The organism is Prevotella sp. AM34-19LB, assembly GCF_003468525.1.
Taxonomy (GTDB): Bacteria; Bacteroidota; Bacteroidia; order Bacteroidales; family Bacteroidaceae; genus Prevotella.
In genome coordinates this window covers 123,510-135,817 of sequence record NZ_QSIG01000005.1, presented here as the reverse complement: position 1 = coordinate 135,817, position 12,308 = coordinate 123,510, and the positions used below count along the sequence as shown (strand labels likewise).

Genomic DNA, 12,308 nt, shown 5'->3' with positions numbered 1-12,308 from the left:
ATCCGATGATACTGCTGCATCTCTGACCCAGTGTTGAGTCGATAACGGGTGAAAGCATGGAGTCAAATTTCTCCATGATTGAAAAAATTCCTCCAAAAGGTGTGAGTTTCTCAGATTTTATTTGTACCTTTGCCATGTCTTGTTACGATTTTCGCTTGTTTTCTAATTGCAACACTAAGATAAGTGAAAAATCTGACACGGCAAAATCCTGGGCAACTTTTTGTTGCTCAGGAACTTATAAATAAAGTTAAATTATAGTGTTGCGGAATTAAGGTTATTCATTGCTTCTGTTCGAAGCAACAAATATTTCATTCTGTCTGATTTGGAGTATTTAGAAAGACGATTTTCATCTTGACTCAACATAGCCCAAGCTATGTCGGGGGATTCCTCCAACACGTTCTCTATTTGCAGCAACCGTTGCTTCTCTTTTGAAGTACATGCAACAAATAATGATACTATCAACCCCAAAAGCACATTTATACAGTTTTTATTTGATAACAATATTCTTTTCATTCTATCAATTAACTTTTAGACATTATTCAGTGAACACTAATTATTCTCTTTAACATGACAAAGATACTAAATTTTAGTGAAATAGCCAAGCTAAAAGTGTTATAAATATCTAATCATTAGATGCTTAACATTAATTCAGCGAACACTAAATAGGTTAGGGCATTTTTAACGCCGGATTGCAAATCATAAGTGGTTGATAGATTTTTTAATATTTACAACCACTTAATAATCAGTTATTTATTTGCATGTTTCAATTATTTTTTCTACCTTTGCCGGTAGATAGAAACAATAGGAAATAGTAAATATGGGCAAAATAAAGGTACATGCATGGGATATTCTTAGAATGATTCCTGATGAAGAAATCGCAAAAATAGCAAAAGTCACCCATTAGCGGGTCCCACCATACCCGTCGCATGGGCATCCACAGCCCATCAAGTGGGCATCCACAGAACAAGCGCTGGGCAACAAGTGCCCGTACTGCGGGCAATGAATGCCCATACGTTGGGACTAATATTGGGCAAGAGATTACATAAAGGAGGAATGAAAGAAAACATTAAGATTCTTAGAGTCACATGAAAGCCATGAATGAAGTCTCTTCATTTGTAGATGAAGCCAAGTGGAGACAGGAAAACAATGCGAAAATAGTTATTTCGATGTGCAGCAGGTGAGGGTGACCATGAAACACAAGAAATTTGCAGATGGAACGAAGTTTCTCGTAAAGAAAAAGTAAAATAATGAGACTTCTATGATACATTAATGAGACTTATCGACTTCAGAATAGAGAAGTCTCATTCTTTTTATCTCATTATATACCAATACTTTAAGTCAATATTTTCAGCTAAAGATGAGACTATGAGACTTTTTTTCAAAAAAAAACTTTTTCACGTAAGAGAAAACTATGAATCTTTTAAGCAGTTCATAGAAGAAAGTTCAACCTGTATGGTTAAAAACGGGCTGAAAGCCCAAAGCGGGTGAGGCATAAGTCCATAACTCACTCTTTTTAGTTTTTCAAGAACGTTACGCTCTTGGGGACACTTAGGTACTTGGGGGCTTTTAGCCCGTCCTCGACTACCATAATCAGGGCTCAGGAGAGGTTGTCTTATCCACGGACAATCTCCCCTGAGCCAGTAATTTGCCAATTAGGCAGCTTATCTATAACAAGACCATAAAAAGTGTTTGATAACAATAAAAGCTCTATCTAACTCTTTACTACAATTTTTACACCTATGAGATTTGGCAATCCCAATTGTAATCAATATGAATAAGTGAGTTTTTTCAAACTCACTTATTCACTTTACGCAACGCAGAAAGCGTCTCCAATCGTACTTACCAGTTACTCTAGCTTTTGAATACTCTATACGCTTTACAATACCAATAATATAGATGTCTGGAACCAAGCCCCAATAACGAGAATCATGAGAATCTACTACATTATCACCACCGGCAAAATAATAATCATGAAGGAACGTGTGGCGAGACAGAAGTTTGTGTTTGACAAAAACTTTATTTTTCTCCCAATCAATTGTGATTTTACCCTTCAATTCCCACTCTAAAATTGCCAGATAAAGTACAGCCTCTTTGGGGGTAATCGTTATGACATCCCCTTTACGGGGAATATACAAAGGCCCGAAATTTTTAATCGTCCACTTCGGCAAATGTTCATCGTACGGCATCGCACACATTACTTCAGGAGAGATCAATGTATCTGGCATCTCACGCAAAACAGTTTGATTCTCTCTGCAGCCCAAGACACCCCTATCATTATTATTGCGATAATAACCATTGCGAATGCTCACAGAATCACCAGGCAAGCCGATGCAGCGCTTGCAATACACATAATTGATAACAAACGTAATATGATGATTAATGACTGGTTTATTAAACACAAAGACATCATTACGTCTCAAATCCCCCATACCTTTCATTCTAAAGCACTGTAATTCAACCCCTTGTTTGTCAAAATGGAAATTTCGATAGATTCTTGCACCAAAACAAAGTTTATCTGCTATTATCTTGTCACCTGGTTGCAAGGTTGGCATCATAGAATTACTAGGAACAAGGAACAACAAAAGTATCAAACCAGAAGATACGCACCAGCCACTTACCGACCCATAACAATATCATGAGTAAGGAGCAAATTAGCACCAGTTTAATTATGTTTAGAACTTGTTTTTGATTACAAGAAATATTTTTCATTTTACCGTTTATTAAGGAGACAATACTAAAAAGAAGACCTCTCCATCGTTCAATTTCTAATGAACGAAGGAGAGGTCACTTCTTTTATATCACTTTCAGAATTTCATTACTTCTGAGAATCCTCTGGAGCCTTGTCGATCAAGTCCATAAACTGGTCGAGCTTAGGAGTGATGATGATCTGTGTACGACGGTTACGCATCTTGCCCACCTCAGTATCATTGGTAGTTACAGGATTGTACTCACCACGACCACCAGCAGTCATACGCTTAGGACTAATACCGAAGTTGTCCTGGAGATACTGAACTACTGAAGAAGCACGGAGAGCAGAGAGGTCCCAGTTGTTGCGGATGTTCTTCATCTTGGCACTGGTAGTGCTTACAGGCACGTTATCGGTGTTACCCTCAATGAGAACATCGTAATCCTTGTAGTCCTGGATGATCTTTGCAATCTTGCTCAAAGTTTCCTTGGCACGGCTGTTTACCTCGTAGCTACCGCTCTGATAGAGCATGTTGTCAGCCAGAGAGATGTAAACCACACCCTTCATCACCTGAACGTCAACCTCCTTCATCTCCTCTCGGCTGAGAGAACGGGTCAGGTTGTTGGTAAGAACCATATTGAGTGAATCGCTCTTGCTCTTCACCTCTACCAGATGACGGATATACTGGTTGCTCTCATTGATCTGGTCAACGAGCTTCTCAATGCTGATGTTGTTCTGATTGGCATTGGTCAGACTCTTGTCCAGCGAGTTCTGCAACTTGGCATAATCCTTCTTGGTACTGCTCAACTGCTCCTGCGCAGCAGCAAGGCTAGCCTCAGTAGCAGCCAGCTTCTCCTTGGTTGCCTGATAATTGGCAGTCAATTCTCTATTTTCAGATTGACAATTCTGGAGATCCTTCTTACTAGCACAGCTAGTAGCCATCAGGGCTACAGCCATCATTGCCATTACAAAAATTTTAGTCTGTTTCATATTTGCTTTCGATTTTTAAATTTTCTGTTATTGTTTTTTAATCACTATGTTATTATATAGACGGCAGTTACGCCCTCCATATACAACGCCTTACGCGTCTCTTTCTGGGTGCAAAGTTACTGATAAGACTCCAATAAACCTTATTTGTCTAATCCATTTATAAAATTTTAACCACTAAATCACTATTTATCACCTTTTTAACTAAAAAAAGAAAATAAATGCGTATTCTTTGCGGAGAAATCAGAATTTTGTATTACCTTTGCAGTCGGAAAGCAAAAGCATATATAAAATATGTAGTCTTTTGTCAAGGTAGAATTAATACATTAACAATATAAAAAGAGAAATAGTATGATTCTTTTTTTCAGAACTCCATCTAAGAGTGTGATTGCGACCGAGATTGACCACAAACCATCTCTGGACGAAATCAATGAACTTTGTTGGCTTTATGGTGACGCAACTTTAGAGGATGCCCAGCAGTTGCAGGGCTTCTATGTTGGCCCACGCCGTGAAATGATTACTCCTTGGAGTACGAATGCCGTTGAGATAACTCAGAACATGAGTCTTGACGGCATTTCGCGTATCGAGGAGTACTTCCCTGTGGATAGCGAGGACGCTGAGCACGACCCTATGCTCCAGCGTATGTACAACGGTATCGGACAGGATGTTTTCACCGTGAACCACGAGCCAGAACCAATCAAGTACGTCGATGACCTCGAAAAGTACAACGAGGAAGAGGGTCTTGCCCTCAGCGAGGACGAAATGGCTTATCTCCACAAACTGGAGAAAGAGAACGGACGACCTCTCACCGACAGCGAAATCTTCGGTTTCGCACAGATCAACTCAGAGCACTGCCGTCACAAGATCTTCGGCGGCCAGTTTATCATCGACGGCAAGGAGATGGAATCTTCTCTTTTCAGTATGATCAAGAAGACCACTCAGGAGAACCCTAACAAGATTCTCTCTGCCTACAAGGATAACGTGGCTTTCTCTCAGGGTCCTGTCATCGAGCAGTTTGCTCCAGCCGATCAGACTACCAGCGATTTCTTCCAGGTGAAGGATATCGAGAGTGTTATCTCTCTGAAGGCTGAGACCCACAACTTCCCTACTACCGTAGAGCCTTTCAACGGTGCTGCTACAGGTACGGGTGGTGAAATCCGCGACCGTATGGGTGGTGGTGTAGGTTCATGGCCTATCGCAGGTACTGCCTGCTACATGACTGCTTATCCTCGATTGAAGGATGACAACGGCAAGAGCGATGCTGAGCGCGACTGGGAAGACATCATGCCAGTACGTAAGTGGCTCTATCAGACTCCAGAGCAGATTCTGATCAAGGCTTCCAACGGTGCTTCAGACTTCGGTAACAAGTTCGGTCAGCCTCTCATCACCGGTTCTGTGCTTACATTCGAGCACGAGGAGAATGGTGAGAAGTATGCATACGATAAGGTAATCATGCTTGCTGGTGGTGTAGGCTACGGCAAGAAGCGTGACTATAAGAAGGGTGAGCCACAGAAGGGCAACAAGGTTGTCGTAGTAGGTGGTGATAACTATCGCATCGGTCTTGGTGGTGGTTCTGTTTCTTCTGTAGATACAGGCCGTTACAGCAACGGTATCGAGTTGAACGCTGTTCAGCGTGCCAACCCTGAGATGCAGAAACGTGCCTACAACCTGGTTCGTGCACTCGTTGAGAACGACGAGAACCCAGTAGTCAGCATCCACGACCACGGTTCAGCCGGTCACTTGAACTGTCTCTCTGAGTTGGTAGAAGAGTGCGGTGGCGAAATCGACATGTCTAAGTTGCCTATCGGCGACAAGACTTTGAGCGCCAAGGAAATCATCGCCAACGAGAGTCAGGAGCGTATGGGCTTGCTCATCGACGAGAAGTATATCAGCGAGGTTCAGAAGATTGCCGACCGTGAGCGTGCTCCAATGTACGTGGTTGGTGAGACTACTGGCGATGCTCACTTCAGCTTCAAGCAGGCTGACGGCGTGAAGCCATTCGACCTCGATGTAGCTCAGATGTTCGGTCATACTCCTAAGACTGTGATGGTGGATGAGACCGTAGAGCGTAAATATGAAGATGTAACTTATTCTGCAGACAACCTCGACGAGTACTTGCAGCGTGTTCTCCAGATGGAGGCTGTGGCTTGTAAGGACTGGTTGACCAACAAGGTGGACCGTTCCGTAACAGGTAAGATTGCCCGTCAGCAGGGTCAGGGTCAGATTCAGTTGCCACTTTCTGACTGTGGTGTCGTAGCACTCGACTACCGTGGCGAGAAGGGTATCGTAACTGCCATGGGTCATGCTCCTCAGGCAGGTTTGGCTGATCCTAAGGCTGGTTCAGTACTCTCTGTAGCAGAGTCATTGACCAATATCGTATGGGCTCCATTGGCAGATGGCATGGATAGCATCAGCCTTTCAGCTAACTGGATGTGGCCTTGCCGCAGCCAGAAGGGTGAGGATGCCCGTCTGTACGAGGGTGTGAAGGCATTGTCAGACTTCTGCTGCGCCATCCACGTAAACGTACCAACAGGTAAGGACTCTCTCTCATTGACCCAGCAGTATCCTAACGGTGAGAAAATCATCGCTCCTGGTACCGTTATCGTAAGTGCCGGCGGTGAGGTTTCAGATATCAAGAAGGTGGTTAGCCCAGTTCTCGTTAACGACAAGAACTCTAGCCTCTACCATATCGACTTCAGCTTCGACGAGCAGCACCTCGGTGGTTCTGCCTTCGCTCAGAGCCTGGGCAAGGTGGGCAGCGATGTTCCTACCGTGAAGAACCCAGAGTACTTCGTTGACTGCTTCAACGCCGTACAGGAGCTCATCAACCGTGGTTGGGTAATGGCTGGTCACGATATCAGCGCCGGTGGTTTGATTACCACTCTCCTTGAGATGACATTCGCCAACGTAGAGGGTGGTATGAAGATCAACCTCCACGACATTGCAGATGCCGACATCATCAAGACTCTCTTCGCAGAGAACCCAGGTGTTGTCATCCAGGTAAGCGATGCTCACAAGGACGAGTTGAAGGCATTCTTCGATGAGAACGGTATCGGCTATGCCAAGATTGGTTATCCTGCTCCTGAGCTCCGCAAGATTATCATCAAGAAGGAAGGCTTCGAGCACGAGTTCGATATCGACGCATTGCGTGACGACTGGTATAAGACATCTTACCTCCTCGACCGCAAGCAGAGCATGAACGGTATGGCTAAGAAGCGTTACACCAACTATAAGAAGCAGCCTATCGAGATGAACTTCGGTTACGGTTTCAAGGGCACTCTCGCTAGCTATGGTCTCGACGCTAACCGTCGCAAGCCATCTGGCATCAAGGCAGCTATCATCCGTGAGAAGGGTACCAATGGTGAGCGTGAGATGGCTTACTCTATGTATCTCGCTGGCTTCGATGTAAAGGATGTAATGATGACCGACTTGATTTCTGGTCGTGAGACTTTGGAGGATGTAAACTTCATCGTATTCTGCGGTGGTTTCTCTAACTCCGACGTTCTCGGTTCTGCTAAGGGTTGGCAGGTGCATTCCTCTACAATCCTAAGGCTAAGGAGGCACTCGATAAGTTCTATGCCCGTGAGGATACCCTTTCACTCGGTATCTGCAACGGTTGCCAGCTGATGGTTGAGTTGAACCTCATCAATCCTGAACACAAGCATCGTTCACACCTCTGCCACAACACATCCAAGAAGTTCGAGAGTACATTCCTCGGTCTGACTATTCCTCAGAACGACAGTGTGATGTTCGGTAGCCTGAGCGGTGATAAGCTCGGTATCTGGGTAGCTCACGGCGAGGGCCGTTTCTACTTGCCAGAGCCAGAGGATCACTACAACATCATTGCGAAGTACAACTACGCTGAGTATCCAGGCAATCCTAACGGCAGTGACTACAATGTAGCAGGTATCTGCTCTGCAGATGGTCGCCACTTGGCTATGATGCCACACTTGGAGCGTGCCATCTTCCCATGGCAGAATGCCTGGTATCCAGCTGACCGCCGCAACGACGAGGTAACACCTTGGATTGAGGCATTTGTCAATGCACGTCAGTGGATTGAAGAAAGAGTAAAGTAAATAAATGAAATATACAGATTTATTTAAGACATTTATGAAGATTGGCATAGTCACCTTTGGGGGTGGCTATGCCATGATTCCTATTATAGAATCCGAAGTCGTCGATAAGCATCATTGGATGACGAAGGAGGAATTCTTGGATGCCATCGCTACGACCCAGGTTTGTCCGGGAGCCTTGGCCATCAATATGAGTTCCCTGCTCGGATATAAGTTGGCAAAGACACCGGGAGCCATTGTCTGCACCCTCGGCGCTTCGTTGCCATCGTTTCTTATTATCTTGGCGATAGCCATGTTTTTCCATCAGTTTGAAGACAACAAGGTTGTTGCTGCCATGTTTGCAGGCATCCGTCCTGCCGTCGTGGCATTGATAGCCGTACCTACATTCTCGCTTGCCAAGAGTGCCGGTATTTCGCTTGTCAACTGCTGGATACCTATTCTATCCGCCCTTCTGATCTGGCTTTTAGGCGTCAACCCAATCTGGGTAATTATCGCAGCTGCCGTAGGTGGCTACATCTATGGTCAATTCATTCAACCAACAGAATAATATATGATATTTCTTCAGCTTTTCATCGTATTCCTTCAGATAGGCATCTTCGGATTCGGAGGTGGCTACTCTATGATTTCCCTCATCCAGGGTCAGGTGGTTACCCAGTATCATTGGATGACGATGCAAGAGTTTACCGATGTCGTCGCCATTTCGCAGATGACTCCGGGTCCTATCGGCATCAATGCCGCTACCTATTGCGGTTATACAGCTGTTCACAATGCCGGCATGAGCAGCATGATGGCTATTCTCGGAAGTGCCATGGCAACCTTTGCCCTGGTTCTCCCTTCCCTTGTTTTGATGATTCTTATCAGCAGTATGCTGTACAAGTATATGAACACCTCTGCCGTACAGAGCATTTTCATCGGTCTTCGTCCTGCCATCGTCGGATTGGTAGGAGCCGCAGCCCTGCTCCTGATGAATGGCGAGAACTTCTCTACGCCAGCCAACCCCTGGCATTTCTACATCTCCATCGCCCTCTTCTTTGCCACCTTTATCGGCGTGAAGGTAATGAAGATCAATCCCATCCGCATGATACTCTATTCTGCGTTTGCCGGATTGCTTCTTCTCTATTAAGACTTTTTTCACCCCAAACTACCCCATTTTTATGAGAAAGGTATATTTATCCATAGCCCTTGGCTTCTGCTGCCAGGGCATTCTGGCACAGCAGACCTCCTACCGCTGGAAGGTGGAGGCAGAAGCTGGTGTCAGTTGCAGTGTGCTCGATACGGATGTATCGGGCTTGTCGGAGACTTATTATAAGGTGCGACCGGGTTTCACGGCTGCCATCGGTGCTGAATACAATATCGTAGATCAGCTGGCGGTAGGGACGGGCATCCGCTTCATTCAGCGCGACTACCTGTACCAGAATCTGGGCGGTGACTCCTGGAACACCCGATACAACAACAACTTCATCAGCATCCCACTCCATGTGGGATATTATCTGATTCATAATCCTTACCACGAGAAGGGATTGTGGATCAAGCCGCAGGTGGGTGTCTATTACGAATACTTCACCTCCATGCATACCAAGGGTATGTATCCGATGAACATCATGGAGGGGTACAAGGGCGATGGTTCCTACATCCGCTATAACACCACCTACGATTTCAGGAAGAATGAGAACCATCTCCGCCGCAGTCTCTTTGGCGGAGAAGCAGGCATCAAGATAGGTTATTCCTTCGGCAAGATAGATACCAGCGTGGGCTATCAGTTCCAGTACGGCTTCTCGCATATCTACCAGGATAAAGCCAGCACCAGCAAGACAGCCCGCCGCAACTCCAGCCTCATCACAGCCTCGGCTGCCTATAAGTTCTAAAAAATCATTTTAAAATATGAGAACCCCTATATATATAAAAGGTGGAATGCGATGCCTCTTCGCCTTCCTCCTGGCGACAACCACTACCGGAATGTCGCTTACCAGTTGTGTGTCAGACAATGATGCCAACGAGAAATCGATTTCCGATTATTCCGATACCGATGTCAAGTCGTATGGCGACCTGTTCCAGGTTTTCTGGAGCGTGATGAACCAGCGCTACTGCACCCTCAATGAGCAGTCTGCCGTATCTTCGCAGACCTGGGACCAGGTGTACAAGGAATACAAACCCAAGTTTGATGCCCTGAAGACCTTCCAGCATACCTCCGCTTTTACCCAGCAGGAGATTCAGGAAGACAACGCCAAGGCAAAGCAGTATTTCCAGGAAATCATCGACAAGATCATCGACCAGCATTTCTATGTCAAGATTACCCTTCCCGTCTCCCACTCTTCTACGGAAACGGTGAGATTCAACAGCACGCTCCGCAACAAGACCGAGTATTTCCCACTGAATGCTCACTGGAACCATACCCGCGACCAGCTCAACCTGGATGGTACAGCCTTCGGCGAGATTACCTCGGATGGTTTCTGCATCATGGGCGGTTACCTGAAGGAGCAGCCGGGCACCTATTATCTCGGCTTCAACAAGTTTGCGCTCTACGAAAACTGTTTCCACGAATATCAGAAGATCTATCTCCCTGTCAATGCTGCCAGCACCTATCATCTGGATGCTTCCACGATATCAGCCAAGGCGAAAGCACTGATTACTGATGCCGGAAAGCGAGAGAAGGCTGAGCAGCAGGCAGCGCAGCTGCTTACCGATATGGATAGCTATCTGGCTTCGGATGATGCAGCCAAAGCCTGCGAGAAGATGGTGGCTTACAGCAACCAGGGAGATTATTCCGGTCTCTATGCTCTCGCCAGCGAGGCTTACGAGAAGTCACCGAATCTTCTCAAACTGTTACCTGTTACTGCTGATGCAAGCGGCATGGGCGAACAGATCCGACAGAAGCTGCAGGGCGATGCACGTTACCAGCAGATGCTTTCAGCCTCCGCTTTTGCCAGCTGGTATTGCCAGGCACTTGCCGATTACCTCTGGCACGAGCGTGAACTCTACGCTTACTGGAGCGACCTGAAATTTACCTATAATCATCTCTGCGTAGAAGGTTACCGCCGCCTGTTCCTGGAGCCGCTGGCTAAGGGCGAGATCCAGAAACTGATTCTCGACTTCCGTGGCAACGGTGGTGGCAGCGTGATAGATACCCGTCTGCTTACCGACTATCTCATCACCCAGACAGCCGTCTATGCCTACGTGCGCAAGAAAGAGGACAACAATCCATACAGCTATACTCCTTGGATTCCGCAGAAGATTACGGTAACGTCGAAGAGTCTGGGCAGAAACATTCCTACCGCCATCCTGCTCGACAACTACAGTGCGAGTATGTCGGAGGTGACAACCCTCATTCTGAAGAGTCAGGGTGACCACGTAAAGACAATAGGCAGAAACAGTTACGGAGCGCAGGCGATGCTCACTTCCGACAACGAAGCCAGCAATGGCGGATGGATAGGAAATGTAACGAGCTACCTCTACTTCTACATGCCGTTCTCGCTTACCAAGGATGCACAGGGCAACCTGCTGGAAAGTGTGGGAATCACCCCCGATTATCTGACCGACGAGATGACCCAAAAGGAAAAGGAGAAGCTCTACCAGAACGATCCTTCGGCTGTGGATAGAGGTCTGAAAAAGGCGATGGAAGTTCTGAAATAAGCGAAGGTGTGCAAATCACACCCTCGCTTTTTATTTTCTATATATCAGGCGCTTATATCATATTCACAAGTTTTGTGCTCCCACACACTTTGCACGACAATGCAAACGTTTGCACTTTATTTTCCTTGATTTCCATCAATTTTTTGAAGCATCTTTGAGAAAATCTTCCTATATTTGCAACCAAAAAGGGAACCCGGCGACATTCATTTTGTTACAAGGGTAAGCCTGAGATAATAAGTAAATGAAGATAAATAAGAATAATCAACTAGCATTATCCTTAAGTAAGAAAGAAAATCAACAGAGTAAAATTATGATGATGAAGCAGAGATTGTTCAAACGAACACCGATGTTGTTACTGCTGATTCTCTCAACAGTAATAACCCGAGCGCAAGAGGTAGCACTGAAGACCAACCTGCTTGGTCTGGCAACCACCTCGCTCAATGCTGGTCTAGAAATAGGCACGGGCAGGAAGAGCACTTTTCAGCTTTTCGGCGCCCTGAATCCCTGGAAGTTCTCAGGCGACAAGAAATTGCGCTACTGGAACGTAATGCCAGAGTACCGCTGGTACACCTGCCAGAAATTTGGAGGCCACTTCTTCGGCATCCATGCCCTAGGAGGTGAATACAACATCAAAAATGTGGACCTGCCTTTTGGCATCTTGCCAAAGACAGAGAAAGGAAGACATTACGAAGGCTGGTATGTCGGCGGTGGTCTCACCTACGGATACCAATGGCTGCTGTCGGAGCATCTCAATCTCGAAGGATCCATCGGATTAGGATACATCTACAGCCCATACAAGCTCTACGGAAGATGTGACAAATGTCTTGACAAGGACCACCGCAACTATGTAGGTCCTACTAAAGCAGCCCTCTCCCTGATATACGCATTCTAGAAACTGTATCACCGAGATAGCAAAAACCAAATCAAACCCT

General features: G+C 45.9%; 8 protein-coding genes and 2 pseudogenes. 6 read left to right on the top strand and 4 right to left on the bottom strand.

Annotated elements, in window-relative coordinates:
* The 4 genes and pseudogenes from DW830_RS02980 to DW830_RS02960 form a co-directional block, all read right to left on the bottom strand.
* Positions 1-136, bottom strand: a pseudogene (locus tag DW830_RS02980) (IS1380 family transposase); the annotation flags it as partial.
* A gap of 116 nt (positions 137-252) precedes the next feature.
* Positions 253-513, bottom strand: a complete 261-nt coding sequence (locus DW830_RS16250; RefSeq protein ID WP_233544351.1) for a hypothetical protein — start codon at positions 511-513, stop codon at positions 253-255.
* Between the two features lie 1,289 nt (positions 514-1,802).
* A complete protein-coding gene (lepB, locus tag DW830_RS02965; RefSeq protein ID WP_255415610.1) occupies positions 1,803-2,579 on the bottom strand; it encodes a signal peptidase I in 777 nt (258 codons plus the stop codon).
* Between the two features lie 236 nt (positions 2,580-2,815).
* Positions 2,816-3,676, bottom strand: coding sequence for a flagellar motor protein MotB (locus tag DW830_RS02960; protein WP_119248801.1), 861 nt, complete (start codon positions 3,674-3,676; stop codon positions 2,816-2,818).
* Positions 3,677-4,024: 348 nt separating this feature from the next.
* Between DW830_RS02960 and purL the strand changes: the two are divergent.
* The 6 genes and pseudogenes from purL to DW830_RS02930 all read left to right on the top strand — a co-directional run bounded on the left by purL (position 4,025) and on the right by DW830_RS02930 (position 12,268).
* Positions 4,025-7,749, top strand: a pseudogene (purL, locus tag DW830_RS02955) (phosphoribosylformylglycinamidine synthase).
* Between the two features lie 4 nt (positions 7,750-7,753).
* A complete protein-coding gene (locus DW830_RS02950) occupies positions 7,754-8,293 on the top strand; it encodes a chromate transporter (protein WP_119248800.1) in 540 nt (179 codons plus the stop codon).
* Between the two features lie 3 nt (positions 8,294-8,296).
* Positions 8,297-8,869: a chromate transporter gene (locus tag DW830_RS02945; protein WP_119248799.1), complete on the top strand. Its 573-nt coding sequence runs from the start codon at positions 8,297-8,299 to the stop codon at positions 8,867-8,869.
* 31 nt (positions 8,870-8,900) lie between these two features.
* The gene (locus DW830_RS02940; protein WP_119248798.1) at positions 8,901-9,611 is read left to right on the top strand and encodes an outer membrane beta-barrel protein; all 711 of its coding nucleotides are present in this window, start codon (positions 8,901-8,903) and stop codon (positions 9,609-9,611) included.
* Positions 9,612-9,627: 16 nt separating this feature from the next.
* Complete coding sequence (locus tag DW830_RS02935; RefSeq protein WP_119248797.1) at positions 9,628-11,376, top strand: S41 family peptidase; 1,749 nt, start codon at positions 9,628-9,630, stop codon at positions 11,374-11,376.
* 310 nt (positions 11,377-11,686) lie between these two features.
* Positions 11,687-12,268 carry a DUF3575 domain-containing protein gene (locus tag DW830_RS02930; RefSeq protein ID WP_370453426.1) on the top strand — a complete coding sequence of 194 codons (582 nt, stop codon included), beginning with the start codon at positions 11,687-11,689 and terminating at the stop codon, positions 12,266-12,268.
* Positions 12,269-12,308 lie beyond the last annotated feature (40 nt).